The organism is Pinisolibacter sp. DMC19, from assembly GCF_056313985.1.
Genome location: NZ_JBQUZF010000002.1, coordinates 558,985 through 584,393, shown reverse-complemented (window position 1 = coordinate 584,393; position 25,409 = coordinate 558,985). Strand labels below are relative to the sequence as shown.

Below are 25,409 nucleotides of genomic sequence, written 5' to 3'. Positions count from 1 at the left end.
TTCCGTGGAACGATTGGAAAACCAAATCGATGACGCGCGTTCGGTCGTCGAGACCCGATCGAGCATAACGAGAAGTGCCGGAATTTCAGGATTTTCTCAGCCGGCGTCGCCGAGCAGCGGGGCGAGACGCCGCGCTTCCACTGCAAACGCCTCGACCAATGGCGGACGCAACTCGCGTGCCGTGGTGACGAGACCGATGGTGTGGTCGGCCTCCGGCTCGACGATCGGCAGGATGGCGATCGACGGATCCGAGAGCCCCAGCGCCTCGGCGAGGATTCGCGGCATCACCGAAGACCAGCGGCCGGTGCGCACATGGGCGGCGAGCACCATGATCGAGTTGGACTCGAGCTTGGCCTGCGCCGTCTGCCCGACCTCGGCCAAGAGATGGTCGATGATGCGGCGGTTCTGCATGTCGGGGGTCAGCAGGCACAGCGGAATGCGCCCGACCTCGCGCCAGGTGATGGTGTCGCGGCCCTTCAGCGCGCTCCTGAGCGGCCCGTCGGCGCCGGTGACGAGGTGATAGCGCTCGCGGTAGAGCGGCACGGTGGTGACGCGGCCGAGCGGCTCGTTGTCGAGATAGGTGAGGCAGGCATCGATCTCGAGATTTTCGAGCAGCCGCAGCGCTTCGGACGAGTTGCGCGAGAAGATCGACATCTTCACGTCCGGCCAGCGCTCGGTGAAGGCGGTGGTCAGCCGCGACACCATCGGCAGCGCCGTCGGGATGACCGCGAGCCGGAGGTGACCGGTGAGGCCGCGCCGCATCGAGACGAGGTCCTCCTTCAGCGAGCGCGTGTCGCCGACGATGCGCCGCGCCCATTCCAGCGCCCGTTCGCCCTCGGCGGTGAAGCCCTTGAAGCGCGAGCCGCGTTCGACCAGCGGCGCGCCGAGAATGTCCTCGAGCTGGCGGATGGCGGAGGAAAGGGTCGGCTGCGACACGCCGCAGGCCTCCGCCGCCCGGCCGAAGTGCCGTTCGCGGGCGAGCGCGATCAGAAACTCGAGCTTGTCGATCATCGCCGCCGCCCGAAGATCTCGTCGATCGCACCGGGGACTTCCGCGATCGTCTCCAGCCTTCGATGGCGCGGTGCGTCGGCGGGCACCTCGGCGACCTCGTGGCTCCAGGTGACGTGATAGGGGATGTGCAGGCCCCAGTAGCCCGCCGTCAGCGCCGGCAGGATGTCGGAGACGGCGGAATTGCCGATCATCACCGCCTCGCCTTCGCCGGCGCCTGCCCGCGAGAAGATGCGTTGATAGGTGGCGGCGGTCTTCTCCGAGACGATCTCGATCGACGAGAAACGCTCGGCGAGACCGGAACGGGCGATCTTCTGCTCCTGGTCGAGCAGGTCGCCCTTGGTGATCAGCACCAGCCGATGGCCGGCTTCGACGAGCATGTCGAGCACCTCGACCACGCCCGGCAGCGGCTCGACCGGGTGCTCCAGCATGTCGCGGCCGATCGCCAGCAACTCGGCGATCACCGTCGGCGGCAGCCCCTCGTCGGAGACGGCGAGCGCGGTCTCGATCATCGACAGGGTGAAGCCCTTGATGCCGTAGCCGTAGAGCCTGAGGTTGCGCCGCTCCGTCGCCTCGAGCCGTTCAGTCAGCCCGTCGGAATCGGCGTGATTGCCGAGGAGCTCGACGAAGCGATCGTGGCTGAGGCGGAAGATCGTCTCGTTGTGCCAGAGCGTGTCGTCGGCGTCGAAGCCGATGATGCCGATCGTCATGTGTCCCGTCCCGTCTCGAGACGAACAGCCTAGGGGCGAGGGCAGGGGAAACGCAAGGCGGGTCGCGTCGGTCGACGAGAGGCCGCAAAACGCGAAACGGGTGAACGCGAGGAGGCGTTCACCCGTCGACCGGCGTGCTCGGTTGTTCTTTTCTTTTGGCCGCGGCCCGTATTCCGTGTGCGAATACTGGTCTACACTTGCGACCCTTCGTATGCAATTGCCGAGACGCTCGGTCGCACCCGTCATTGCAGACGCGGTGAAGGTCGAGCTACGCCGCTTCCGAGAAAACGTCGAAAATCGTCACGATTTCTTCTCGAGCCGGGCGATCAGCGAAGACGTGTCCCATCGGCCGCCACCCATGTCCTGCACCTCGCCGTAGAACTGGTCGACCAGCGCCGAGACCGGCAGGCGGGCGCCGTTGCGCCGCGCCTCGTCGAGGACGATGCCGAGGTCCTTGCGCATCCAGTCGACCGCGAAGCCGAAGGCGAACTGGCCCTGATCCATCGTCTTCCAGCGGTTCTCCATCTGCCAGGACTGCGCCGCGCCCTTGGAGATGGTGGCGATCAGCTTCTCGACGTCGAGCCCCGCCTTGTGGGCGAAGTGGATCGCCTCGGCGAGACCCTGGACGAGGCCGGCGATGCAGATCTGGTTGCACATCTTGGCGAGCTGGCCGGCGCCCGCCGGACCCATGAGGGTGCAGGCCTTCGCGAAGGCTGCGATCACCGGCTCGGCCTTGGCGAAAGCCGCCGCATCGCCGCCGACCATCACCGTCAGCGCGCCGTTCTCGGCACCCGCCTGACCACCGGAGACCGGCGCGTCGAGGAAGACGAGGCCGCGCGCCTCGGCCTCGGCAGCCAGTTCACGCGCCACGTCGGCCGAGGCGGTGGTGTGGTCGACGAAGATCGCGCCCTTGCTCATGGTCGCGAAGGCGCCGTCGGGGCCGATCGTCACCTGACGCAGGTCGTCGTCGTTGCCGACGCAGGCGAAGACGATCTCGGCGCCCTTCGCCGCTTCCGCCGGGGTGGCGGCGAAGGCGCCGCCGTTGGCCGCCGCCCAGGCCTCGGCCTTGGCGGTGGTACGGTTGTAGACGGTCACGTCGTGCCCGCCCTTGACCTTCAGATGGCGCGCCATCGGCCCGCCCATCACGCCCAGACCCAGAAATGCGACCTTGGCCATCGTCTTCTCCGTCGATTTGGAAGAACGCGATCCGTTCATTGGATCGCGAAGGGGAACCAGCGACCGGCGATGCGGTCGAGCGTGCCGTCGCGCGTCAGATCGCCGAGCGCCCGGTCGATGAGCTGGCCGAGGTCGCGGTCGGTCTTGCGATAGGCGATGCCGGCACCGTCGCCGAAGCGGTCGGCATCGAGCACCTCGTCGCCGACGAACTGCACCTTGCCGCGCGGCGCCGGGCCGTCGAGCCAACGATAGAGGGCGAGCGTGTCGCCGAAGGCGAGGTCGACCGAGCGATCGGCGACCGCGGCGCCGGCCGCCGCCTCGTTGGGGAAGGGCACGACGATCGCCTTGGGATGAGCCGCGGCGAGCTGGGCGGCATGGGCGGTGCCGGCGCGCACGCCGACCCGCACCCCCGCGAGCGTCGCGTTGACCGGGTTCGTGCGCATCTCGCCGACGCGGGCGACGAAGCGCGGGCCGATGCGGTGATAGCGGCGGGTGAAGTCGTAGCTGCGGCGCGAGGTGTCGACGACCGGCATCGAGGCGACGAGCGCGTCGACGCGCTTGCCGTCGAGGGCCGGCACCAGCCCGTCCCAGCCGACCGCCACGATCTCGCAATCCGCCGCGAGCTTCTGGCAGAGGGCGCGGGCGACGTCGACGTCGTAGCCGGCGGGCTTGCCGTCCGCCTCGGTGCGGCTGAAGGGCGGATAGGCGCCGTCGACGCCGATCCGGATGCGCGGCCAGTCGCGCGCGGCGGCCGGTCCGGCGATCACGAGCGCGGCGAGGAGGGCGGCGAGGAACGGCGGGCGAAGGGCCATGTCGCGATCTCTGGTCCTGCGGGCGGTCGGGGGTGTCTCCCCGTCGCCGGACCGGTCCTATATCATGGGTCGGCCCGCGCGTCCTCCTCTCGAAGGAACTCCTCCATGTCGGAACGCATCTCGGTCGATCGTCTGCGCCCGACCCAACTGACCCTCGGCTACGACGACGTCGCCCGCCGCCGCGCCAAGATCGCGCGGATGGAGGCCGGCGACTTCGCCGACTATCTCGAGCGCAAGGCGGTGCCCCACGTCATCGGCCCCGGCGGCGCGGTCTTCATGACCGACCACCATCATCTGGTGCGAGCGCTGTGGGAGGAGGGCCGCCCGGAGGCGAAACTCGGCCTCTGCGTCGCCGACTGGTCGCATCTCGACGAGAAGCGATTCTGGGGGCGGATGGACGACGAGGCGCTGTGCTGGCCGATCGACGCCGACGGCAACCGCCGTCCCTTCGCCGCCATCCCCGACCACGTGTCGAAACTCACCGACAACCCGTGGCGCACGCTGGCGCGTCGCGTCCGCGGCAAGGCCTTCGCCGACGACGACACGCCGTTCCAGGAATTCATGTGGGGCGACTATTTCCGCTCCTTCATGAGCCGTCGCCTGATCGACACCGACGTCGAGATCGCCGCCGATCTCGCCAAGCGTCTCGCCCGCCTCGACGAGGCCCGCGACCTGCCGGGCTGGAAGGGCGGCGACGACGAAGATCGACCCAACGGCAAGAAGCCGAAGGAAGACGACTCGAGCGGCGCGCCTGCGGCGCGGGGTTGAGCCGGCGCGCCTACGGCGCTTTCAGTGAGTGAGCGGGCGCGCCTGCGACGCTTTCGGGGATCGAGCCGGCGCCCCGTGTTCCGGCCGATCCGCTGGACCGAGCGTCGGTCGACCTGGGAGGCGGCGCCGCGTCTTCACCCTCCCATCAGGGGAGGGTGCCGAGCTTCGCGAGGCGGGTGGGGTTCGGCGGTTCGGCATTCGAGGGACGGGCGTTCGTGCCCTGGCAAGGCCCATTCACTCCACCCCCAACCCCTTCCCCTGATGGGAGGGGGGATTCGGGCCGAGGCGTCGGGCGCAATCGGAAAGCCGGAACGCGAGGGACCGCGGCGCCTCCTCCCCTCACTGCCCGATGACGGAGAACGGCGCGCCGACCACCGATCCGGCGACGCCGCCGACCGCGCCGAAGGTTCCCGAGACCACGCCGCCGACCCGGTCACCGAGGCCGACGCGGGCATCCGACACCGGTTGGCCCGCCACCAGCCGTCCGCCGATCAGGCGGACCACGTCGCCGTCGTCGGCGAACTTGCCGTGGGCGAGGCGGTCGGCGGTCTTCACGTCGGTCAGGTCGAAGACGTGGATGTTCTCCTTCTCCAGCATCGACTTCCACTGATCCGACTTGGGATCGATCGCGCCGACCCGTTCGACGTCGCCGGCGATCACCTTGGAGAAGTCGAGCGCCTTGTCGTCGCGCGACACGAACAGCGACAGCCGCGGCCGCGGCTGGCCGAGACGGGCGACCTGACGGCGGAAGACGTCGCCGTCGATGTCGGGCGAGGCGAGGATCACGTCGTGGATCTTGGCCGGCACGCGGCCGTCCTTGATGGCGATCTGGCGCAGCGTCTCCATCGTCAGCCAGGTGCCCATCGAATGGGCGAGGATCGAGATCTCCTTGACGTCCGGCGCCGCGGCGGCGGCGCGCAGCAGCGCCTCGAAGGCGTCGCGCGAATAGTTGGTGCTCTCGCGGTCGTAGACGTATTGCGTCACCTCGCCGCGCGACGGCCAGGTGAAGAGGATCGGCGTGAAGTCGGTGCCGGAATCGTGGACGAACTGGGCGAAGCGGAAGACCGCGTCGTCGTAGCGCGTGTTGTAGCCGTGGACGAAGATCAGCGCCCGGCCGTTGCCGACCCGGTGGAACCACGCCTTGGCCTCCCCGACGTCGACGTTGCGATCGCCGCCGACCACGGCGAACTCGCGCGTCGGATCGGGCGGCGACGACGACGGCCAGATCACCTCGCCGACCTTGCGGGTCGCAACCGGCGGGATCGAGACGACGAGCTCGGCCTGATGCATCACCGTGTCGCGTTCGCCGGTATAGAGCTTGGTCGGATCGGGGTCGCTCGCCCGCGTCGTCACCACCAGCATGTCGACGGTCGCGGCCCCTTCGGGCACCGGCCCGACGAAGCCGAGGACGCCTTCGCTGCGGCCGCTGCAGCCCGCGAGCACGGCGAGAAGCGTCAGCGCCGCCGCACTGCGACGTAGGGTGGGAAGGGTTCGGGTCACGTCGCTCGCCATGGCTCTGCCGGCGCCTCGTCCGGCCGCCGGCATTCTGGTCGAGACCGCCCACGCGGGCAAGGTGTCCCGCGCTCAGCCCTGCGACTTCTCCGAGGTCTTTTCGGTCTGGACGTACTGGAGCGGCAGCGCCGTCGTGTACTTGATCTGCTCCATCGCGAAGGTCGTCGAGACGTCGGCGATGTCGATCTTGGCGATCAGCCGCTTGTAGAAGGCGTCGTAGGCCTCGATGTCGGGCACCACGACGCGCAGCAGATAGTCGACCTGACCGGCCATGCGGTAGAACTCGACCACCTCCGGCATCTGCGCCACGATCTCGGCGAAGCGCTTCAGCCAGTCCTCGGAATGGGTCGAGGTGGTGATCGAGACGAAGGCTGTGACCTTGGTGTTGACCTGGCGCGGATCGAGCACGGCGACCCGGCGCTGGATGACGCCGTCCTCCTCGAGCTTCTGGATGCGGCGCCAGCACGGCGTCGTCGAGAGCCCCACCCGGCGGCCGATCTCGGCGACGGGAACGGTGCAGTCCTCCTGCAGGACCTGGAGGATCTTACGGTCGATGCGGTCGATCACGGCGTGTCTCCGTATGGAGCATGATTTTCCAATTTCACTGCCATGAGACGTGATCTTTTTTGCGTCACCGGTCAATTGTCCCGAGAAAATAAAAATCGGTTCCCAATCGCCGGCGTTTCCGGAGCATGGGCGAGGGCCCGCGCGACCGCCTCGCGCAGTCGCGGTATCGCCTCGGCCTCGAACCAGGAATGACGTTTCAACCAGGCTGAGTTTCGCCACGACGGATGGGGCAGGGGGAAGACCATCGGCGTCCCCGGTCGCTCGGTGATCTCGCGCCAGCGGGCGACGGTTTCGGTGAGGCTCGCCCCGGCGTCCGGCCCCAGATGCCAGAGCTGCGCCGGTCGACCGACCGCCAGGACGAGCCGGAGCTGCGGCATCGCCGCCATCACACGGCTGCGCCAGGCGGGGGCGCATTCCCGCCGCGCCGGCAGGTCGCCACCCTCGGCGTCGTGGCCGGGGAAGCAGAAGCCCATGGCGGCGACCGCCACCTTCGAGCGGTCGTAGAAGGTCTCGGCGTCCACCCCCATCCAGGCGCGCAGCCGGTCTCCCGACGGGTCGGTGAAGGGCAGGCCCGAGGCATGGACCCGGACGCCCGGCGCCTGCCCCGCGACGAGGATCGGCGCCGTCGCCGAAAGCCGCGTCACCGGCCGCGGCTCGTGGGGGAGGACCCTCCCGCGCGGCGCATCGCGGCAGATCCGGCAGAGCGCGATCTCGGCCTCGAGCGCGGCGACGGCGTCGTGGTCGGGGGCGTGCGTCATCGTTCCTCCGCCCCGATGAAATGGTGGCCACGCGACTGGCGGCGGAAATCTTCCGGCCATTCGAAGCGCATCGCCCACAGGCCGCGGCGGTTGCGTCGGGCCTCCGCCTCTTCGGCCTCGTGGCCGCCGTAGGCGACGGCCCAACCCTCGCGCACCATCGTCGCCCCGAGATCGACCGGGCCGACCCGGCAGGTCGCGAGCCCACGGCCGTACTTGTCGAGCCGGCTCCAAGAGCACTCGACCGGCCGCCCGTCGATCAGCGCCACGAGGTGCGTTCGCGCCGCCTCGCCGCAGGCGAAGGGGCGATCGTCGGCGAGGCAGGTCTGGGCGAGTTCCGGAGCATCGATGCCGACGAGGCGGAGCCGCGTCTCGCCGATCGCCACGCTGTCGCCGTCGGCGACGTGGACGCGCCCGCGCCGCTCGCCATGGGCCTCGACCGGGTGCTCGGAGCGCCACGCCCCCTTCGTCCAGTCGCGCCACGCGCGATCGGCGAGGCTCGCCGCGCCGATCGCCGCGGCGAAGCCGAGAACGTAGCCGATGCGTCGCGTCGGAACGGGGGAAAACCTCGGAATCGGCGTCGTCCTCACGTAGCGTTAACCAAAGCCGTGAAGGCTTTGTTGAGCATTCCTCCGTAGCGTCCGTCGAGGGGGAATTGCAATCTTACCTTAGGGAAGAGGACGGCGTGGTGGAGGCGGAAACGCCCATCCCCAGGAGCGACGGCAAGACGGCCGTCAATGCCGCGCGCTCGGCGCGCCGGCATACGCTCGTGCGCACCGTCAAGGACGTCCGCGAACAGCTCGAATCGGGCTCTGTCATCAAGCCGGCCTTCGACTGGGAACTGATGGTCGAACACGCCCGCTTGAGGCGTTCGGCCTCGCCCTGGCTCGGCCTCCTCGTCGGCGTGCTGGCGGTGATCGGCGTCCTGTGGACCGACCGCATCCTCATCGCCGCCTGGGTCGTCTGCATCCTGGTGACCCACACCACGGCGCTGTTCTTCGCCGGCCGGTTCCTGGCGCTCGACCGGCAGGAGGTGAACCTGATGGCCTGGCGTCGGCGTTTCGCCGCGCTCGACGCCGCCTTCGGCCTGATGCTCGGCTCGCTCTTCATCCTGCCCGGCTACGGCGGTCTGGTCACCGACGTCTTCCAGTTCTCCTCGATGATGATCCTGGTGGCGGTCTGTTCGGTGCTCGCCGCCAACCTGCCGGCGGCGATGTTCGCCTCGACCCTGCCGATCACGGTGATGACCGTCGCCGGTTACATCCAACGCCCCGAGGCGAGTTTCGCGCCGTCGCCGTCGCCGGCGGTGATCTTCGCATTGATGGCGATGGTGACGCAGGTCTTCTTCATCGTGCTCGGCCATCGGCTCTACCGCTCTTCGCTCGCCGAGATCGAGGCGCGCGCCGAGAAGGACGGGCTGATCGTCGAGCTGGAACACGCCAACGCGCTCTCCGACGAGAGCCGGCGCAAGGCGGAGGAGGCGAATTTCGCCAAGTCGCGCTTCCTCGCCACCATGAGCCACGAGCTGCGCACGCCGCTCAACGCCATCCTCGGCTTTTCGGAGGTGATCCGCGACGAGATCATGGGTCCGCTCGAGAACGAGACCTACAGGGGTTACATCTCCGACATCCACGACAGCGGCCGGCATCTGCTCGAGCTGATCAACGAGATCCTCGACATCTCCCGCATCGAGGCGGGTCGCTACACGCTCAACGAAGAATCGGTGACGCTGCCCTACATCGTCGAGGACTGCACCCACATGATCGGCCTGCGCGCCCGGTCGAAGGGCCTGACCATCGTCGAGCAGTACGAGGCCGCCCTGCCGAAGATCTGGGCCGACGAGCGCGCGCTGCGCCAGATCGTGCTCAATCTCCTGTCCAACGCCGTCAAGTTCACGCCGACCGGCGGCACCGTCACCGTCAAGGTCGGCTGGACCGCCGGCGGCGGTCAGTACGTCGCCGTCAAGGACACCGGCCCGGGCATTCCGGAAGACGAGATCCCGATCGTCCTCTCGCGCTTCGGCCAGGGCTCGATCGCCATCAAGTCGGCCGAGCAGGGCACCGGCCTCGGCCTCTCGATCGTCCAGGCGTTGATCGGCATGCACGGCGGCACCTTCGACCTGCGCTCGAAACTGCGCGAAGGGACGGAAGTGACCGTCACCATTCCGCATTCCCGCGTGCTCGAGGTCATGCCGCGCCTCGGCGAACGCCCCAACGGCAAGGCCGCGGCGCGTCGCTGATCCTTCGAAGCGTCAGATCGCCGTCCGCGGCTCGCTGGCGAAGAGGTCGGCGAGCACCCCGAGCGCCCGTTGCAGCGTGGCGATCGGCGGTGCGCCGAGGCAGACGCGGACGCCGCCCATGCGTGCCCGCGGATCGGCGAGCGGCGCCGCAGCGGGCATCAGCACCACGCCGCCCGCCGCCGCCCGCACCACGAAACGCTCCGCCGCCTCCACCGTCATCGGCAGCCAGACGTGCAGCCCGGCGGGGCTCGGCGCCACCGCGTCCCCCGGCAGGATCGTCTCGACCAGTGCGCGCCGCTTCTCGGCGTCCGCCCGGATCGCCGCGCCGACCGCCCGCGCCGTGCCGTCGGCGAGCCAGCGTTCCATGATCCGGCAGGCGAGCATCGAGGCGGTGGTCGAGGTCGCCTGCAGCCCGAGCAGCGCCGGTTCGACGAAGGCCTCGGGCACCGCCAGCGCGCCGATGCGCACACCCGGGCTCAGCGCCTTGGAGAGGCCGGAGACGTGCAGCGTCCGATCCGGCGCCAGCGCGGCGATCGGTGAAAGCCCCTCGGGGGCGAAGATCGCGTGGACGTCGTCCTCGATCAGGATGGCGTCGTGGACTTCGGCGAGGCGTGCGATCGCCCGTCGCCGCGCCGCGCCCATGGTCGCGCCGGTCGGGTTGTGCAGCGTCGGCGTCAGGTAGACGACCGGCCGCCCCCGCCGGACGCGACGCGCCAGCGCCGCCTCGAGCGCGGCGGGGACGAGGCCCTCGGCGTCGGTCGGAAGGCCGGCGACCTCGACGCCCGCCCGCCGCGCCCAGACGAGCGCGCCGGGATAGGTGGCGGCCTCGGTGATCAGCGTCGAGCCGGGCGGACAGGTGGCCGAAAGGGCGATCGCCAGCGCGTGCTGCGCCCCGTTGGTCAGGATCACCCGCCGCCCCGGTACGTCGAGCCCGAACTCGCCGAGCCGCCGCGCCATCAGCGCGCGATGCTCGGGAAGGCCGGCCGCCGGGGCATAGGCGCCGAACGTGTCGGCATCGAGCGTGCGGGCGAGGTCGGCGAGCGTCGCGGCGAGCACCCGGTCGGCGAGGAGCCGCGGCGGCACGTTGACCGAGAGGTCGATCGTCTCGATCGGCCGCGGCGCGATGCCGGCGACGAACATGCCGCGCCCGCGCGCGCTCGCCACCAGCCCCAGCCGCTCTAGGGCGGCATAGGCCTTGGTGACGGTGCCGAGCCCGACCGACAGGCGCCAGGCGAGGTCGCGATGCGCCGGCAGCCGCGCCCCTGGCGCGACGTGCCCACTGCCGATGTCCTCGGTGAGCGCCGCCACCAGCCGGTCGACCGGCGAGCCGTCACCGTCGACGAGACGCGGCGTCCAGGGGCTGTCGAGTTTCATACGCGATCCCGAAAAGTGTCACGTGACGCTATTTGACTTTCCTTCAAAGTGTCACGTTTCTAGGCTGCGGTCCATCGCAATCCGCCGAGAAAGACCGCCGCCCATGCCGATCGACATGCTCTTCGCGCTCGCCACCTACGCCTTCGTCACGACGATCACGCCGGGGCCGAACAACACGATGCTGCTCGCCTCGGGCGCCAATTTCGGCTTCGTGCGGACGCTGCCGCATCTCGCCGGCGTCAGCCTCGGCTTCGCGCTGATGGTGCTGGTGATGGGCCTCGGCCTCGCCGCCGCCTTCCTCGCCTGGCCGGCGCTGCACGAGGTGCTGCGCTGGGTCGGCGTCGTCTGGATGCTGCGGCTCGCCTGGCTCCTCGCCCGCGCCGGACCGATCGGCGAGGCGGACCGCGCCGGCGCCCGGCCGATGCGCTTCCACGAGGCGGTCGCCTTCCAGTGGGTCAATCCCAAGGCCTGGATCATGGCGATCGGTGCGGTCGCGGCCTATGGCGGCGGCGACGGCCGGCTCGCCGCGACGATGGTGATCCCGCTCGTCTTCATTCTGGTCGGTGCGCCCTGCATCGCCACCTGGGCGGCGCTCGGCGCCGGCCTGCGCCGGGTGCTCGCCGACCCGCGGCGGCTGGCGATCTTCAACCTCGCCATGGCGCTGGCGCTGGTCGCCTCGCTCGTTCCGATCGTCTTCGACGGACGGTGAGGCGCGGGGAGGGGGCGTGGTGCCGGTTTGTCGTCGAGCCGGCAACGCTTCGACCATTCGGGCTTGTCGCAGAAGTCCTTCATGCTGAGGTGCCCGACGAAGTCGGGCCTCGAAGCGCGAAGGGCCGAGAGGCAAGGCCCGTCGTGGCTTCGCCCTTCGAGGCCCGGCTTTCAGCCGGGCACCTCAGGGTGAAGCCGAACAGAGGGAGGAGGGCCGGAAAGCCCCTCAGTCCTTGTTGGAGACGCCCGCTTCCGCAAACGTCGCCATGCCGGCGTGGCAGGCCGCGGCCGCGCGCACGATCGAGGCGGCGACCGCCGCACCCGTGCCCTCGCCCAGCCGCATGCCGAGATCGAGCAGCGGCACCTTGCCCATGGCGGCGAGCGCGCGCTTGTGTGCCGGCTCGGCGGAGACATGGGCGAAGATGCAGTGATCGATCGCGTGCGGGTTCATCGCATGGACGATCGCCGCCGCGGCGGAGGTGACGAAGCCGTCGACCACCACCGGCACCTTCTGATGCCGCGCGGCGATGATCGCGCCGACCATCGCCGCGATCTCGCGGCCGCCGAGGCGACGCAGGATCTCGAACGGGTCCATCTCACCGCCGATGCGCAGCACGGCCTGTTCGACCACGGCCGCCTTGTTGGCGAGCGCCGCGCCGACGACGCCGGTGCCGGGGCCGACCCATTCGGCCGCGGTGCCGCCGAAGAGGGCGAGGTAGATCGCCGAGGCGACGGCGGTGTTGCCGATGCCCATCTCACCGAGGCACAGCAGGTCGACGCCGCCCGCCAGCGCTTCCATGCCGAAGGCCATGGTGGCGGCGCAGCCGGCCGCGTCGAAGGCGTCCTCTTCGGAAATGTCCGGCGTCGGCATGTCGAGCGCCAACTCGAACACCTTGAGGCCGATGTCGGAGACCATGCAGATCTGGTTGATCGCTGCGCCGCCGGCGGCGTAGTTGGCGACCATCTGCTTGGTCACTTCCGCCGGGAAGGCCGAGACTCCCTTGGCGGTGATGCCGTGATTGGCGGCGAAGACCGCGACCAGCGGCTTTTCCACCTTCGGCGGGATCTTGCCGGTCGAGGCGGCCAGCCATTCGGCGATCTCTTCGAGCCGGCCGAGCGAGCCGGGGATCTTGGTCAGCTGAGCGTCGCGGGCGCGATAGGCCTCGACCGCGGCGGTCTCCGGCTCCGGCAGGAGATTGACGAGATCGCGGAAGTCGTCGAAGGGAGAAGCGGCCATGGGAATCCTCTCGCAGGCGATGCTGGGCTCTCGTGCGGCCGTCTATACCTCGCGCATCGGCGCGGCAAGGGGGCCTTCGGCCCGCGCGCCCGTCGCCCTGCCGATCACCTCGCGTCGGAGCCTCCGATGAACGTCCCCGCGCCGCTCGCCCGTCTCGTCGCCCTCGTCGGCGAAAACGCGCCGCTCCTCCTTGCCGAGGCGGCGGCGATGACGCGCTTCTTCTCGCGCCTGCCGCTGCCGCGCCTCGGCCGCGCCGACGATCCGACGAGCCCGCCGCCCTTCGCCCGTGCCCTGCGCATGCTGCCGCTCGCGAGCCTCGTGATCGCCGCACCCGCGGCACTGGTCGCGGCGCTTCTCGCGCTGAGCCCGCTCTCCTCGCTCGCCGCGGCGGCGGTGACCGTGACGGCGATGACGCTCGCGACCGGCGCCTTCCACGAGGACGGCCTCGCCGACGTCGCCGACGCCTTCGCCGGCGGTCGCGACGCCGCACGGCGCCTCGAGATCATGAAGGACAGCCGCATCGGCGCCTATGGCGGCACCGCGCTCGCCGCCCAGTTCGTGCTGCGCACGGCGCTGCTCGCCGATCTGATCGAGGTCGTCGGCCCGCGTGCCGGGTTCCTCGTGCTGGCGATCGCCGCACTCGCCCGCACAGCCGCGCTCGGCCTCGCCTGGCTGCTGCCCAATGCGCGGGCCGACGGGCTCGCCCATTCCGTCGGCCGGCCCGAGACGGTGCCGCTGGCGATCGGCCTCGGCACGGCGCTGGCGTTCTTCCTCGTGGTCGCGCCGACGGTCGCCGGCCCCGCCGAGGCGCTGATGGCGCTGGGCCTCGCGCTCGCCGCGCTCGCCGGTCTCGCGGCGCTGGCCCGGGCGAAGATCGGCGGCGTCACCGGCGACGTCATCGGCGCCGGGGTGCTGGTCGCCGAGATCGCGCTTCTGCTCGGGCTGGCGCTGTGAGGGGAGGGGCGTGAGGCTTTCGCATCTTGCCGAGACGCCCGCGCCGCGCCATCTGTCGGGCGACATCCTTCCGCCGGAACCGCCGATGCCCCTGCCGCCGCCCGTCGCCTCGCCCTGCCGCAAACAGTGCCAGCTCCATCCGATCGAGAAACTCTGCCTCGGCTGCTTCCGCACGATCGACGAGATCGGCCGCTGGACGCGGTATTCCGACGCCCGGCGGCAGGCGATCATGGCGGAGCTTCCCGCCCGTCGGCAGGCGCGCGAGGACCGTGAGGCGGCGCTCGTCGCGCGGCGCGAGGCTGCCGCCTCAGGCGGAGGCGCGGTCGGCTGAGGTACGATCGGCCGAAGCCGGGCGGCGCACCGCGTCGAGCGCCTCGCGCAGCACCTCGAGCCCGGCATCGGGCGAAATCGACTTCACCGTCAGGATCCGCCGCCAGCCGCGCGCGCCCGGCCGGCCGGCGAAGAGGCCGAGCATGTGGCGCACCACCTGATTGAGCTTGGCGCCCGGCTCCTCGAGATGGCGGGCGATGTAGGGTTCCATCGCCTCGACCACGGCGAAGGGATCGACGTCCTCGACCGCCTCGCCGAAGATCCGGCGATCGACCTCTGCCAGGATCGCCGGCGTCTCGTAGGCGGCGCGCCCGAGCATCACGCCATCCAGCGCCACCCCGTCGCGCGGCTCGAGCAACGCCACGGCCTGATCGATGTCGGCGATGCCGCCGTTGATGGCGATCGGCATCGTCGGCCAGCGCCGTTTCATGTCGAAGACGATGTCGTAGTCGAGCGGCGGCACGGTGCGGTTCTCGCGCGGGCTGAGGCCCTGGAGCCAGGCCTTGCGGGCATGGATCGTCAGCGAGGCGACGCCGGCGGCGACGACCTTTTCGAGGAAGACCGGCAGCATCTCGCGGGGCTCGGCGTCGTCGATGCCGATGCGGCACTTGACCGAGATCGGCAACGACACCGCCCCGCGCATCGCCGCGACGCATTCGGCGACGAGATCCGGCTCTTCCATCAGCGAGGCACCGAAACGCCCCGAGCGGACGCGGTCGGACGGGCAGCCGCAATTGAGGTCGATGCGGTCGTAGCCGAAGTCCGCGACGATTCCAGCCGCCTCGGCGAGCTGGGCCGGGTCCGACCCGCCGAGCTGGCAGACGACCGGGTGCTCGGCCGCATCGAAGCCGAGAAGCCGCGCGCGATCGCCGTGGATGATCGCCGGTGCCGTCACCATCTCGGTGAACAGCGCCGCCCGCCTCGTCATCAGCCGGTGGAAATACCGGCAGTGACGATCGGTCCATTCCATCATCGGGGCGACGGAAAAACGCAGGGCGGCTTCGGACGTGGACATCGGGGCTCCAGGGATCGCGAGACGGCCCTTCTAGCGCTTTCGGGCGCGGCGCGCGACCCATGACGCGCGCGAGCGGGGGACGACCCGCCGGGCGCCCTTGCCTCGATCGCCGTCACCGACGCATCATCGCCGCCCGACCGGAGAGCCCACGATGATCGACGCCACACGCCCCCTCGAACCGATCGCCGGCGTGATCCTCGCCGGCGGGCAGGGGCGACGCATGGGGGGCGTCGACAAGGCGCTGGTCGACTTCGAGGGCCGGCCGCTCCTCGCCCATGTGGTCGAGCGCTTCGCGCCGCAGGTCGATCGGCTGATGCTCTCGGCCAACGGCGACCCCGCCCGCTTCGCCGCCTTCGGCCTCGACGTCGTTCCCGATCTCTTCGCCGAGCCGATGGGGCCGCTCGCCGGCCTCGCCGCCGCCCATCGCCGGCTGGAGACCCTTCGCTCCGACGCGCGCTTCATCGCCACCGTCGCCGTCGACGGCCCTTGCCTGCCGCGCGATCTCGTCGCCCGCCTCGCTGCGGCGCTCGCCGCCCTGCCCGACGCGCGCGTCGCGGTCTCGCGCTCGCGCGGTCGCGTCCACCCGGTCGCGGCGCTGCATCGACGCGACGATCTCGAGGATTTGATCGCCGGTCTCGCCGACGGATCGGTCCGCCGCGTCATGAACTGGATCGAGCGACGCGGCGTCGTCTTCGTCGATTTCGACGACATCGAGGGGGTCGATCCCTTCCTCAACCTCAATCGCCCGGAAGATCTCGCCGTCATGCATCCCGATGGCGGTTTCGCGCCTCCGCAGGCTCGTTAGACATTCGTTCGACGAGGCCTTTCGGCCCCCTCGGGCCTCTTGCCAGAGGCCCGGCGATCTTGTCTAACCGAGTCATGCTTCGCGGCAAGGGAGCTGCGCGTCAGACGCATGGGCCGCGAGGACGTCTGGTACGAGGAGAGCCATACATGAAGCGCCGTCAGTTTCTCGAGGCCGCGAGCGTCGGCACCGCCGCCGCTGCCGCCACCACGCTCGCCGCTCCGGCGATCGCGCAGACCCAGCCCAAGATCAACTGGCGTCTGACGTCGAGCTTCCCGAAGTCGCTGGACACCATCTACGGCGGCGCCGAAGTGCTCGCCAAGGCGGTTTCCGACGCGACCGACGGCAACTTCCAGATCCAGGTCTTCGCTGCCGGCGAACTGGTCCCGGGCCTGCAGGCCGCCGATGCGGTGACCAACGGCACGCTCGAGATGTGCCACACCTGTTCCTACTACTACGTCGGCAAGGACCCGACCTTCTGCTGGGGCACCGCGGCGCCCTTCGGCCTCAACGCCCGCCAGCTGAACGCCTGGTTCTACCATGCCGGCGGCAACGAGCTGCTGAACTCGTTCTACGACAAGTACAACTTCATCGGCATGCCCGGCGGCAACACCGGCACCCAGATGGGCGGTTGGTTCCGCAAGGAGATCAAGACCGTCGCCGACATCAACGGCCTCAAGATGCGCATGGGCGGCATCGCCGGCCGCGTGCTGGCCAAGCTCGGTGCGGTGCCGCAGATGATCGCCGGCGGCGACATCTATCCGGCGCTGGAAAAGGGCACCATCGACGGCGCCGAGTGGGTCGGTCCCTACGACGACGAGAAGCTCGGCTTCTACAAGGTCGCGCCGCACTACTACTATCCGGGCTGGTGGGAAGGCGGCGCCGCGCTGCACTTCTTCATCAACAAGGCCAAGTGGGCCGAGCTGCCGAAGAACTACCAGGCGATTCTGACCTCGGCCGCCGGCTACGTGAACGTCGACATGCAGGCCAAGTACGACGCCAAGAACCCGGCGGCGCTGAAGCGCCTCGTCCAGGCCGGCGCCCAGCTCCATCCCTTCCCGGCGGAAGTCATGGACGCCTGCTACAAGGCCACCCTCGAGCTCTATGCCGAGATCGGCAAGGAGAACGAGTGGTTCAAGAAGATCCACGACGCCGTCATCGCCTTCCGCAACGACGAGTATCTGTGGTGGCAGGTGGCCGAGTTCGGCTACGACGCCTTCATGATCCGCGCCCGCCGCGGTTGATCGACTGCGATCGAACGACGAAAGGGTCCGGCGGGTTCCGCCGGGCCCTTTTTCATTGTCCGGCGGTGCCGCGTCCGATCGACCGTGGACGGTGTGCGAAAATGGCTGGCGTTTTTCACATGGCAGAGTAGCCTTTCGCGCATATCTTGCCGTGTCGCGGTCCGGACGGCCGGTCCGACGCGGCGGGGTACCGTTCGCGCGCGCGGGCGGAGGCGTCGACCGGTCGAAGATACCGGCGGCGCGTGATCTCTGGGAGGAGATGCGACATGGAACGCCGGAAATTCCTGAAATCCGCTTCGATCGGCACGGCCGCAGCCGCGGCGACCACCTTGGCTGCCCCGGCCATCGCCCAGACCCAGCCCAAGGTGAGCTGGCGTCTGACCTCGAGCTTCCCCAAGTCGCTCGACACCATCTACGGCGCCGCCGAGGTGCTGGCCAAGGCCGTCTCGGAGGCGACCGACGGCAACTTCCAGATCCAGGTCTTCGCCGCCGGTGAGCTGGTGCCCGGCCTTCAGGCCGCCGACGCGGTGACGGCCGGCACCGTCGAGATGGCCCACACCGCGCCCTACTACTACGTCGGCAAGGACCCGACCTTCGCCTTCGGCACGGCGGTTCCCTTCGGCCTCAACGCCCGCCAGCTGAACGCCTGGTTCTACCACGGCGGCGGTATGGACCTGCTCAACGAGTTCTACGGCCGCTACCAGATCCACGGCCTGCCCGGCGGCAACACCGGCACCCAAATGGGCGGCTGGTTCCGCAAGGAGATCAAGACCGTCGCCGACATCAGCGGCCTCAAGATGCGCATCGGTGGTCTCGCCGGCCGCGTCCTCTCCAAGCTCGGCGCCGTGCCGCAGCAGATCGCCGGCGGCGACATCTATCCGAGCCTGGAGAAGGGCACGATCGACGCCGCCGAATGGGTCGGCCCCTACGACGACGAGAAGCTCGGCTTCTACAAGGTGGCGCCGCACTACTACTATCCCGGCTGGTGGGAGGGCGGCGCGGCGCTGCAGTTCTTCATCAACAAGGCCAAGTGGGCCGAACTGCCGAAGAACTATCAGGCGATCGTCACGGCGGCTGCCGGTTACGCCAACGTCGACATGCAGGCCAAGTACGACGCTCGCAACCCGGCGGCGCTGAAGCGTCTCGCCCAGGCCGGCGCCCAGCTCCATCCCTTCCCCAACGACGTGATGGAAGCCTCGCTCAAGGCCTCGCAGGAGCTCTATGCCGAGATCTCGAAGGACAACGAGGCCTTCCGCAAGATGCACGACGCCGTCATGGCCTTCCGCAACGACGAGTATCTGTGGTGGCAGATCGCCGAGTTCGGCTACGACGCCTTCATGATCCGCGCCCGTCGCGGCTGACGGCAGAGGCGGCGAAACGAGAAAGGCCCCGGCGAGCGATCGCCGGGGCCTTTCGATTTCGGGCGTAGCCGCCGGATCAGAACTTCGGCGGCCCGCCGAGGTCGAGGCCCGGGATGTCGATCGAGGGGATGTTGTCGAGCTGTTGCAGGGCCTTCGCCTGATCGGCGGCGTTCACCTGCGGCTTGGTCGAGACCACCAGACCGGGCGTCGTCATGACCAACGCCACCATGATCAGCTGGATGATCACGAAGGGCACTGCGCCCCAGTAGATCTGGCTGGTCTTGACCGGGTCCATCGTCTTGCCCGTCACCTTGTCCTTGTAGGCGTTGCGCGGGGCGACCGAGCGCAGGAAGAACAGGGCGAAGCCGAAGGGCGGATGCATGAACGACGTCTGCATGTTGACGCCGAGCATGACACCGAACCAGACGATCAGCGTCTTGGCGATGTCCTCCGGCGTGGTCAGCCCGTATTGAGCAGCGATCATCAGCGCGGTCGGATCCGTGGTGAAGATCTTCTCCGCCGCCGGCTTCAGCAGCGGAATGATGATGAAGGCCAGCTCGAAGAAGTCGAGGAAGAAGGCCAGGAAGAACACCGCCAGATTGACGACGATCAGGAAGCCGTAGAGGCCGCCCGGCAGCGACGACAGCATCTCCTCGACCCAGACATGGCCGTTGACGCCGTAGAAGGTCAGCGAGAAGACGCGGGCGCCGACGAGGATGAAGACGACGAAGGCGGAGAGCTTGGCGGTCGACTCGGTCGCCTGCTTGACGATCTGGAAGTTGAAGCGGGACGCATCCTTGTCGATGAAGCGCTTGACGGCGGCCAGAGCCATCGCGCCCGAGGCGCCCATGGCGCCGCCTTCGGTCGGCGTGGCGACGCCGATGAAGATCGTGCCGAGGACGAGGAAGATCAGCGCCAGCGGCGGAACCATCACGAAGGTGGTCTGCTGTGCGATCTTCGACAGGAAGCGGAAACCGAGGAAACGGTCGCAGATCCAGTTGACCACGGCGACCACGAAGGAGAAGGCGACCGCCACCGACATCGACAGGATGACGAAGTCGGCACCGCCCTTGGTCTCGGTGCGCGAGATCGCCCAGACGCCGACGACGCCGGAGACGATCACCAGGAAGGCGAGCGAGAGAATGCCGCGGCTCTCGTCACCGCCGGCCAGGACGCGGACCAGTTTGATCGCGAAGAGCAGCAGCACGGCCACGATCACCACAAGTACGATCGCGCCGAGCGTGTCGCCGACGTTGCCCGACGCGAAGCCGGCCACCACGGTGGTCTTCAGACCCGAGCCGAAGCCGACGGCGGCCGCGGCGAGACCGGCCAGGATCAGGGCGGCGTTGGTGCGCGCCAGGATGCGAGCGGACCTGGGGTCGGTCTCGCGGAATGCGATCGCTTCGGCGGGCAGACCCGGTACCGCCTTCGGGTAGACGATCGTCACCAGGAAGATGTACAGGGCATAGAGACCCGACAGCACGAGGCCGGGGACGAAGGCGCCCTCGTACATCGAGCCGACGTCGGCGCCGAGCTGGTCGGCCATGACGATCAGCACCAGCGACGGCGGGATGATCTGGGCGAGCGTACCGGAGGCCGCGATCACGCCGGTCGCCACCCGCCGGTCGTAGCCGTAGCGCAGCATGATCGGCAGCGAGATCAGGCCCATCGAGATGACCGAGGCGGCGACGACACCGGTGGTGGCGGCGAGCAGCGCACCGACGAAGATCACGGCATAGGCGAGACCGCCGCGGATCGTGCCGAACAGCTGGCCGATGGTGTCGAGCAGGTCTTCGGCCATGCCGGAACGCTCGAGCACCAGGCCCATGAAGGTGAAGAATGGAATCGCCAGCAGGACGTCGTTGTTCATGACGCCGTAGATGCGTTCCGGCAGCGTCTGCAACAGCACCCAGTCGAGGTGGATGGTGCCGTGCGACACCGGCGCCAATTCGACGCCGACGATGAAGTAGAACAGTCCGCAGCCCGCCAGTGCGAAGGCTACCGGGTAGCCGAGCAGGAGAAAGACCACCAGCGATGCGAACATGATCGGGGCGATGTTGTGGGCGATGAACTCGGCCATGTGTCTCGTCCAATCGAAAAAGGTCGGAAGAACCGCGTCGATCCCGTCGGGTCGGCGGCAATGGGATCAGCGGGTTCCGGCGGCCTTGTCGGCGGCGAGCTTCTCGGCTTCCGCGAGCAGACGCGCGGCTTCGGCTTCCGCCGCCGCGTGGTGGCCGCCGGCCGCATGGGCGTCCTCGATGAGGCCGCGCATGATCGCGATCCGCTTGATCAGCTCGGAGATCGCCTGGACGAGAAGGACCGCGAAACCGAGAACGATCAGGAACTTGGCGGGCCATTGCGGCAGTCCGCCGGCATTCGAGGACTGTTCGCCGAGGGCGAAGATCTGCCCGATCGTGGCGAAGGGCGACTGGCTGAAGGCCCGCTGCAGCACCTCGGCCAGATCGGCCCGCGCCGGCAGCGAGCGCATCAGGAAGGGCAGGCCGGTGTAGAGGAACACCGCGACCATCGGCAGCAGGAACAGGCCGTGACCGATCAGCTCGATGACGTTGCGGGTGGTCTTCGAGAGGGTCGAGTTCACGATGTCGATGCGGATGTGCTCGTTGGCCTGCAGCGTCCAGGAGGCGCACAGCAGGAAGACCGCACCGAACAGAACCCATTGCAGCTCGAGCCAGGTGTTGGACGAGGCATCGAAGATCTTGCGGATGACGGCGTTGACCGTCGAAATCAGGACGGCGGCGACGATGAGCCAGGCGGCCAAGCGTCCGAGCGCGGCGGTCGCGTGGTCGACCTTGCGCGAAAAGGCAATGAGCGCGTTCAAAGAGACGTCCTCCCTCGTCCTTCGAGCCTTGCTCCGACGCTCGCGCGTTCTCCCCGGTGACAGGCCCGTTTTCGGATCTCCGCCACCTATAGCAAGGCGTCGGACGGAGTCCTAGCCTTTGGACAAGGTCTCGAAAAAAGAACGATCGTTCGTGACGCGGGAGGGCCGCGAAAAACGGCCGGGTTCTCAACCGTCGGCGGGAATCTGCCCTGCATCGACCTTTCGGTTGTGGCGGATCGAGGAGATCAGCGACAGACCGATGAGCGCCGCGCCACCGAGCCCGGTGACCACCTCGGGGATGTGGATCAGCACCTGCGCGAACATCACCACGGCCAGCACGAAGACCGAGTAGAAGGCGCCGTGCTCGAGGTAGCGATAGGCGGTCAGCGTGCCGCGATCGACCAGCATGATGGTGAGCGAGCGCACGTACATGGCGCCGATGCCGAGGCCGATGGCGATGACGAACAGGTTCTGGCTGAGCGCGAAGGCGCCGATGACGCCGTCGAAGGAGAACGAGGCGTCGAGCACTTCGAGATAGAGGAAGGCACCGAGCCCGCCCTTCGCCGCCTCGCCGAGCGTGCGCTGGGTCGCGTCGATCAGGCCGCCGAGCACCTCGACCGCGAGGAAGGTGAGAAGCCCGTAGAGCCCGGCGCGCAGGAACACCGGCTGGGCGGCCGGGTCGAGCAGTTCGCAGAAGCCGAGCAGGAAGGCGAGCACGACCGCGATCTCGATACCCTCGACGGTGGCGAAGCGCGCCATGTTCCGCTCGAGGCCGACGATCCAGTGGACGTCCTTCTCCTGGTCGAAGAAGTAGGTGAGCCCGACCATCATCAGGAACGTGCCGCCGAAGGCCGCGATCGGCAGATGGGCGTCGGTCATGATGCGGGCGTATTCCTCCGGCCGCGCGGCGGCCAGCCGCAGGGCCTCGAGCGGCCCGATGTGGGCGGCGGCGGCCACGATGGCGAGTGGGAAGACGATCCGCATGCCGAAGACGGCGATGACGATGCCCCAGGTGAGGAAGCGTCGGCGCCAGACCGGCGTCATGGACTTCAGCTTGTTGGCGTTGACGATGGCGTTGTCGAAGGAGAGCGAGATCTCGAGGACCGCCAGCACCGCGCAGATGAAGAACAGCGTCGCCGCACCCGAGAGCGTGCCGGTGGTGCGCCACCCGAGCCACGCGCCCAACGCCAGACCGAAGGCGGTGACGGCGAAGGCCCAGAGAAAGTAGCTCACGGTCGAGCGGGCGACGGTCGTCTCGGGCATTTCGGTCTCCGGCGGGATCGCTCTCATGTCGGGTGCCGGTGCGCCTTCGTCAAGGCGGCGCGGCTCCGCTTTTTGCCGCAATGCGGCATCGACCGGCGGAGACCGTCACGCCGTTCCGCGCGCACGCCTCTCCTGGGCGAAGGAGTAGAGCCCCGTCCCCACCACGATCGCGCCGCCCACCAGCGTCGCCGGGTCGGGGAAGTCGCCGAAGAGCAGCAGGCCCCAGATCATCGCCCAGACCAGAAGCGTGTAGCGATAGGGCGCGATCGCCGAGGTCTCGGAGAGCTGGGTCGCCCGAATCAGCATGGAATAGCCGGTGATCAGCGCCCCCGCGGTGACGGCGAGCAGCAGCAGCTGTCCCGGCGTCGGCCAGGACCAGACGGTGACGGTGGAGACGGCGCTCTCGAACGGCATCAGCGTCAGGCCGAGCAGCGACACCGCGACCGCCGTCGTCAGTGTCACCAGCGAGGTCGGCAGGCTGGTGCCGAGCCGCGCGGTGGAGATGTCGCGCACCACCACGAAGGCGACCGAGACGAGGACCCAGATCGAGTTCGGCTCGAAGCCGGCGAGGCCGGGGCGCACGATGATCGTCACGCCGAGGAAGCCGATGGCGATGGCGATCCAGCGCCGCGGCCCGACCGTCTCGCCGAGGAACACCGCCGCGCCGATCGTCATGGCGAGCGGCGTCGCCTGGAACACCGCAGAGACGTTGGGCAGAGCCACGTGGACCAGCGCCATCAGATAGAACAGCGTCGCCCCGAGCTCGCCGACGAGACGCAGCGCCATCCGCGCGTCGAGGAGGTCCCGCACCCGCCGCCAAGATCCGTCGCGCAGCACGAAGAGCGCCACCGCCACGGTGGCGAAGAGCCCGCGCACGAAGATCGTCTCGCCGAGCGGCAGCATCTGCGTCGCGATCTTGGTCAGCGCGTCGGACAGGTTGAAGGCCGACATGGCGATCGCCATGGAAACGATGCCGCGACGATTGTCGCGCGGATGGGGCATGGGGCCTCGGCGGGGGGCTCGCGGGCTGCGGAAGACTGCTGATAGCCTTTCGCACGGTGGCCTGCCACACCGCACGAGGGAATCCGCCCTGCATGCCGCGCGGCGTGATGTGCGCCAGGCGAACCCGAGGGTTCGTTCACGAACGAAGGTGGTCCTCGGGGCCCGTGCCGCGGCCCGGCGCCTCAGCCGCCGGTCGTGTTCATGTGCCGGCGCAGCACGGAATCGCCGATCGCCCGGTCGATGACGAAGTCGTGGCCCTTCGGCTTGCGGGCGACCGCGCCGCGCACCGCCTCGATCAGCGGCGCGTCGTCGTCCGGCGAGGCGCGCAGCACCGAGCGCAGGTCGACGCTGTCGTCCTGGCCGAGGCACATGTAGAGCGTGCCGGTGCAGGTCAGACGGACGCGGTTGCAGCTCTCACAGAAATTGTGCGTCATCGGCGTGATGAAGCCGACGAGGCCGCCGGTCTCCTCGACCCGCACGTAACGCGCCGGTCCGCCGGTCGTCCGGTCGACGTCGGTCAGCGTCCAGCGCCGCTCGAGCCGCTCGCGCACCGCCGACAGCGGCAGATACTGATCGGCCCGCTCGCCGCCGATCTCGCCGAGCGGCATGGTCTCGATCAGCGTCATCTCCATGCCTCGCTCGTGGGCGAAGGCGACGAGGCGTTCGTATTCGTCCTCGTTGAAGTCCTTCACCGCGACGGTGTTGATCTTGATCTTCAGCCCCGCCTCGAGCGCCGCGTCGATGCCGGCGAGCACCGGCCCGATCTCGCCCCAGCGGGTGATGGCGCGGAACTTGTCCGGGTCGAGCGTGTCGAGCGAGACGTTGATGCGGCGGATGCCGTGGTCGACCAGTTCGCGCGCCTTGGCGGCGAGCTGCGAGCCGTTGGTGGTCAGCGTCAGCTCGTCGAGTTCGCCGGTCGAGAGGTGCCGGCCGACGTCGGCGATCAGGTTGACGATGCCCTTGCGCACCAGCGGTTCGCCGCCGGTCAGGCGGATCTTGCGGGTGCCGAGGCCGATGAAGATCCGGCACAGCCGCGACAGTTCCTCGAGACTGAGGACGTCGCGCTTGGGCAGGAAGGTCATGTCTTCCGACATGCAATAGTGGCAGCGGAAGTCGCAGCGGTCGGTGACGGAAACGCGCAGATAGCGGATCGTCCTCCCGAACGGGTCCACCAGCGTCTCGCGCCCGGTTGCCGTCTGATCGATCACGTTCATGCGTTTTCCTCGAATGTCTCCCCGCAGACGGACCATATGGCGCGCGGCGCCGTCGTCAACCCGCGGCTTGCCGCAGACCGGTGGACGTTCTATTGGGCAAGGGACATCGAATGGGAGAAACCGAGCGATGAGCGAAGCCGACTGGCCGACCGAACTGCGCCTCACCAAGGATCGCCGCACCCTGATCGTCGCCTTCGAGGACGGCCGCCGCCACGAACTCTCCGCCGAGATGCTCCGCGTCATGAGCCCTTCGGCCGAGGTCCAGGGCCATTCCCCGGCCGAGCGCAAGCTCGTCACCGGCAAGCGCAAGGTCGAGATCATCGGCATCGAGGAGGTCGGCAACTATGCCGTCCGCCTGGCCTTCGACGACCTTCACTCCTCCGGCATCTACACCTGGGCCCATCTCGCCGAGTTCGGCCGCGACGGCGAGGCATTGTGGGCGAACTATCTCGCCGAGATCGAGGAAGCCGGTCTCTCGCGCGACCGCTGAGGCCGGCGCGACCGCCGAGGTTGCGTCGA

At 69.1% G+C, this 25,409-nt stretch carries 25 protein-coding genes; 9 read left to right on the top strand and 16 right to left on the bottom strand.

The features are described 5' to 3' along the window. Positions 1–96 precede the first annotated feature (96 nt). From ACT53U_RS07160 to ACT53U_RS07145, 4 genes are all read right to left on the bottom strand, one after another. Positions 97–1,011, bottom strand: coding sequence for a LysR family transcriptional regulator (locus ACT53U_RS07160; protein WP_476153740.1), 915 nt, complete (start codon positions 1,009–1,011; stop codon positions 97–99). Further along, positions 1,008–1,718 carry an HAD family hydrolase gene (locus tag ACT53U_RS07155; RefSeq protein WP_476153739.1) on the bottom strand — a complete coding sequence of 237 codons (711 nt, stop codon included), beginning with the start codon at positions 1,716–1,718 and terminating at the stop codon, positions 1,008–1,010. Before ACT53U_RS07155 ends, ACT53U_RS07160 begins: the two co-directional genes overlap by 4 nt. Before the next feature lie 300 nt (positions 1,719–2,018). After that, a complete protein-coding gene (locus tag ACT53U_RS07150) occupies positions 2,019–2,894 on the bottom strand; it encodes an NAD(P)-dependent oxidoreductase (RefSeq protein WP_476153738.1) in 876 nt (291 codons plus the stop codon). Positions 2,895–2,929: 35 nt separating this feature from the next. Then, a complete protein-coding gene (locus ACT53U_RS07145; RefSeq protein ID WP_476153737.1) occupies positions 2,930–3,706 on the bottom strand; it encodes a transporter substrate-binding domain-containing protein in 777 nt (258 codons plus the stop codon). 105 nt (positions 3,707–3,811) lie between these two features. On the opposite strand from ACT53U_RS07145, the gene ACT53U_RS07140 reads away from it, so the two are divergent. Beyond that, positions 3,812–4,474 (top strand): ParB-like protein, encoded by a 663-nt coding sequence (locus tag ACT53U_RS07140; protein ID WP_476153736.1) that lies wholly within the window; start codon positions 3,812–3,814, stop codon positions 4,472–4,474. A 339-nt stretch (positions 4,475–4,813) separates the two neighbouring features. On the opposite strand, the gene ACT53U_RS07135 is transcribed toward ACT53U_RS07140, so the two are convergent. The 4 genes from ACT53U_RS07135 to ACT53U_RS07120 all read right to left on the bottom strand — a co-directional run bounded on the left by ACT53U_RS07135 (position 4,814) and on the right by ACT53U_RS07120 (position 7,898). Continuing rightward, the gene (locus ACT53U_RS07135) at positions 4,814–5,974 is read right to left on the bottom strand and encodes an alpha/beta hydrolase (RefSeq protein WP_476153735.1); all 1,161 of its coding nucleotides are present in this window, start codon (positions 5,972–5,974) and stop codon (positions 4,814–4,816) included. Positions 5,975–6,058: 84 nt separating this feature from the next. After that, the gene (locus ACT53U_RS07130; RefSeq protein WP_476154005.1) at positions 6,059–6,550 is read right to left on the bottom strand and encodes an Lrp/AsnC family transcriptional regulator; all 492 of its coding nucleotides are present in this window, start codon (positions 6,548–6,550) and stop codon (positions 6,059–6,061) included. 74 nt (positions 6,551–6,624) lie between these two features. Then, positions 6,625–7,311 (bottom strand): uracil-DNA glycosylase family protein, encoded by a 687-nt coding sequence (locus tag ACT53U_RS07125; protein ID WP_476153734.1) that lies wholly within the window; start codon positions 7,309–7,311, stop codon positions 6,625–6,627. Then, positions 7,308–7,898, bottom strand: coding sequence for a thermonuclease family protein (locus ACT53U_RS07120; RefSeq protein WP_476153733.1), 591 nt, complete (start codon positions 7,896–7,898; stop codon positions 7,308–7,310). The genes ACT53U_RS07125 and ACT53U_RS07120 overlap by 4 nt, the downstream gene beginning before the upstream one ends. A 65-nt stretch (positions 7,899–7,963) precedes the next feature. Here ACT53U_RS07120 and ACT53U_RS07115 point away from each other — a divergent pair, with 65 nt between their 5' ends. Next, entirely contained in the window at positions 7,964–9,547 is a 1,584-nt protein-coding gene (locus ACT53U_RS07115; RefSeq protein ID WP_476153732.1) for a sensor histidine kinase, read from the top strand. Between the two features lie 12 nt (positions 9,548–9,559). On the opposite strand, the gene ACT53U_RS07110 is transcribed toward ACT53U_RS07115, so the two are convergent. After that, a complete protein-coding gene (locus tag ACT53U_RS07110) occupies positions 9,560–10,921 on the bottom strand; it encodes an aminotransferase-like domain-containing protein (protein ID WP_476153731.1) in 1,362 nt (453 codons plus the stop codon). A 103-nt stretch (positions 10,922–11,024) separates the two neighbouring features. Between ACT53U_RS07110 and ACT53U_RS07105 the strand changes: the two genes are divergently transcribed. After that, on the top strand, positions 11,025–11,630 hold the full coding sequence (locus tag ACT53U_RS07105; protein ID WP_476153730.1) for a LysE family translocator: 606 nt from the start codon (positions 11,025–11,027) through the stop codon (positions 11,628–11,630). A 225-nt stretch (positions 11,631–11,855) separates the two neighbouring features. On the opposite strand, the gene cobT is transcribed toward ACT53U_RS07105, so the two are convergent. Further along, positions 11,856–12,866 carry a nicotinate-nucleotide--dimethylbenzimidazole phosphoribosyltransferase gene (gene cobT, locus ACT53U_RS07100; protein ID WP_476153729.1) on the bottom strand — a complete coding sequence of 337 codons (1,011 nt, stop codon included), beginning with the start codon at positions 12,864–12,866 and terminating at the stop codon, positions 11,856–11,858. A 126-nt stretch (positions 12,867–12,992) separates the two neighbouring features. On the opposite strand from cobT, the gene ACT53U_RS07095 reads away from it, so the two are divergent. Together ACT53U_RS07095 and ACT53U_RS07090 are read left to right on the top strand one after the other, a co-directional pair. Beyond that, positions 12,993–13,820: an adenosylcobinamide-GDP ribazoletransferase gene (locus ACT53U_RS07095; RefSeq protein WP_476153728.1), complete on the top strand. Its 828-nt coding sequence runs from the start codon at positions 12,993–12,995 to the stop codon at positions 13,818–13,820. A gap of 10 nt (positions 13,821–13,830) precedes the next feature. Beyond that, a complete protein-coding gene (locus tag ACT53U_RS07090; protein WP_476153727.1) occupies positions 13,831–14,151 on the top strand; it encodes a DUF1289 domain-containing protein in 321 nt (106 codons plus the stop codon). Here the strand turns inward: ACT53U_RS07090 and dusA are convergent. Then, the gene (gene dusA, locus ACT53U_RS07085) at positions 14,128–15,165 is read right to left on the bottom strand and encodes a tRNA dihydrouridine(20/20a) synthase DusA (RefSeq protein WP_476153726.1); all 1,038 of its coding nucleotides are present in this window, start codon (positions 15,163–15,165) and stop codon (positions 14,128–14,130) included. The genes ACT53U_RS07090 and dusA overlap by 24 nt on opposite strands. A gap of 151 nt (positions 15,166–15,316) precedes the next feature. On the opposite strand from dusA, the gene mobA reads away from it, so the two are divergent. From mobA to ACT53U_RS07070, 3 genes are all read left to right on the top strand, one after another. Further along, on the top strand, positions 15,317–15,970 hold the full coding sequence (mobA, locus tag ACT53U_RS07080; protein ID WP_476153725.1) for a molybdenum cofactor guanylyltransferase MobA: 654 nt from the start codon (positions 15,317–15,319) through the stop codon (positions 15,968–15,970). A 146-nt stretch (positions 15,971–16,116) separates the two neighbouring features. Next, a complete protein-coding gene (locus ACT53U_RS07075) occupies positions 16,117–17,211 on the top strand; it encodes a TRAP transporter substrate-binding protein (RefSeq protein ID WP_476153724.1) in 1,095 nt (364 codons plus the stop codon). A gap of 266 nt (positions 17,212–17,477) precedes the next feature. After that, positions 17,478–18,572: a TRAP transporter substrate-binding protein gene (locus tag ACT53U_RS07070; protein WP_476153723.1), complete on the top strand. Its 1,095-nt coding sequence runs from the start codon at positions 17,478–17,480 to the stop codon at positions 18,570–18,572. Between the two features lie 76 nt (positions 18,573–18,648). Here the strand turns inward: ACT53U_RS07070 and ACT53U_RS07065 are convergent, their stop codons facing one another. From ACT53U_RS07065 to moaA, 5 genes are all read right to left on the bottom strand, one after another. Continuing rightward, complete coding sequence (locus ACT53U_RS07065; RefSeq protein WP_476153722.1) at positions 18,649–20,652, bottom strand: TRAP transporter large permease; 2,004 nt, start codon at positions 20,650–20,652, stop codon at positions 18,649–18,651. A gap of 66 nt (positions 20,653–20,718) precedes the next feature. Continuing rightward, positions 20,719–21,411 carry a TRAP transporter small permease subunit gene (locus tag ACT53U_RS07060; RefSeq protein WP_476153721.1) on the bottom strand — a complete coding sequence of 231 codons (693 nt, stop codon included), beginning with the start codon at positions 21,409–21,411 and terminating at the stop codon, positions 20,719–20,721. A 186-nt stretch (positions 21,412–21,597) separates the two neighbouring features. Beyond that, positions 21,598–22,674, bottom strand: a complete 1,077-nt coding sequence (locus ACT53U_RS07055) for a DUF475 domain-containing protein (RefSeq protein ID WP_476153720.1) — start codon at positions 22,672–22,674, stop codon at positions 21,598–21,600. A gap of 105 nt (positions 22,675–22,779) precedes the next feature. Next, positions 22,780–23,676 (bottom strand): DMT family transporter, encoded by an 897-nt coding sequence (locus tag ACT53U_RS07050; protein ID WP_476153719.1) that lies wholly within the window; start codon positions 23,674–23,676, stop codon positions 22,780–22,782. Positions 23,677–23,858: 182 nt separating this feature from the next. Next, the gene (gene moaA, locus ACT53U_RS07045; protein WP_476153718.1) at positions 23,859–24,890 is read right to left on the bottom strand and encodes a GTP 3',8-cyclase MoaA; all 1,032 of its coding nucleotides are present in this window, start codon (positions 24,888–24,890) and stop codon (positions 23,859–23,861) included. 127 nt (positions 24,891–25,017) lie between these two features. On the opposite strand from moaA, the gene ACT53U_RS07040 reads away from it, so the two are divergent. After that, positions 25,018–25,380: a gamma-butyrobetaine hydroxylase family protein gene (locus tag ACT53U_RS07040; RefSeq protein WP_476153717.1), complete on the top strand. Its 363-nt coding sequence runs from the start codon at positions 25,018–25,020 to the stop codon at positions 25,378–25,380. Positions 25,381–25,409 lie beyond the last annotated feature (29 nt).

Bases quoted from the DNA above. Each gene is read 5' to 3' on its own strand.
- ACT53U_RS07160 (WP_476153740.1), bottom strand. From the start codon at position 1,011: ATGATCGACAAGCTCGAGTTTCTGATCGCGCTCGCCCGCGAACGGCAC.
- ACT53U_RS07155 (WP_476153739.1), bottom strand. From the start codon at position 1,718: ATGACGATCGGCATCATCGGCTTCGACGCCGACGACACGCTCTGGCAC.
- ACT53U_RS07150 (WP_476153738.1), bottom strand. From the start codon at position 2,894: ATGGCCAAGGTCGCATTTCTGGGTCTGGGCGTGATGGGCGGGCCGATG.
- ACT53U_RS07145 (WP_476153737.1), bottom strand. From the start codon at position 3,706: ATGGCCCTTCGCCCGCCGTTCCTCGCCGCCCTCCTCGCCGCGCTCGTG.
- ACT53U_RS07140 (WP_476153736.1), top strand. From the start codon at position 3,812: ATGTCGGAACGCATCTCGGTCGATCGTCTGCGCCCGACCCAACTGACC.
- ACT53U_RS07125 (WP_476153734.1), bottom strand. From the start codon at position 7,311: ATGACGCACGCCCCCGACCACGACGCCGTCGCCGCGCTCGAGGCCGAG.
- ACT53U_RS07110 (WP_476153731.1), bottom strand. From the start codon at position 10,921: ATGAAACTCGACAGCCCCTGGACGCCGCGTCTCGTCGACGGTGACGGC.
- ACT53U_RS07105 (WP_476153730.1), top strand. From the start codon at position 11,025: ATGCCGATCGACATGCTCTTCGCGCTCGCCACCTACGCCTTCGTCACG.
- cobT (WP_476153729.1), bottom strand. From the start codon at position 12,866: ATGGCCGCTTCTCCCTTCGACGACTTCCGCGATCTCGTCAATCTCCTG.
- ACT53U_RS07095 (WP_476153728.1), top strand. From the start codon at position 12,993: ATGAACGTCCCCGCGCCGCTCGCCCGTCTCGTCGCCCTCGTCGGCGAA.
- dusA (WP_476153726.1), bottom strand. From the start codon at position 15,165: ATGTCCACGTCCGAAGCCGCCCTGCGTTTTTCCGTCGCCCCGATGATG.
- mobA (WP_476153725.1), top strand. From the start codon at position 15,317: ATGATCGACGCCACACGCCCCCTCGAACCGATCGCCGGCGTGATCCTC.
- ACT53U_RS07075 (WP_476153724.1), top strand. From the start codon at position 16,117: ATGAAGCGCCGTCAGTTTCTCGAGGCCGCGAGCGTCGGCACCGCCGCC.
- ACT53U_RS07070 (WP_476153723.1), top strand. From the start codon at position 17,478: ATGGAACGCCGGAAATTCCTGAAATCCGCTTCGATCGGCACGGCCGCA.
- ACT53U_RS07065 (WP_476153722.1), bottom strand. From the start codon at position 20,652: ATGGCCGAGTTCATCGCCCACAACATCGCCCCGATCATGTTCGCATCG.
- ACT53U_RS07055 (WP_476153720.1), bottom strand. From the start codon at position 22,674: ATGCCCGAGACGACCGTCGCCCGCTCGACCGTGAGCTACTTTCTCTGG.
- ACT53U_RS07050 (WP_476153719.1), bottom strand. From the start codon at position 23,676: ATGCCCCATCCGCGCGACAATCGTCGCGGCATCGTTTCCATGGCGATC.
- moaA (WP_476153718.1), bottom strand. From the start codon at position 24,890: ATGAACGTGATCGATCAGACGGCAACCGGGCGCGAGACGCTGGTGGAC.
- ACT53U_RS07040 (WP_476153717.1), top strand. From the start codon at position 25,018: ATGAGCGAAGCCGACTGGCCGACCGAACTGCGCCTCACCAAGGATCGC.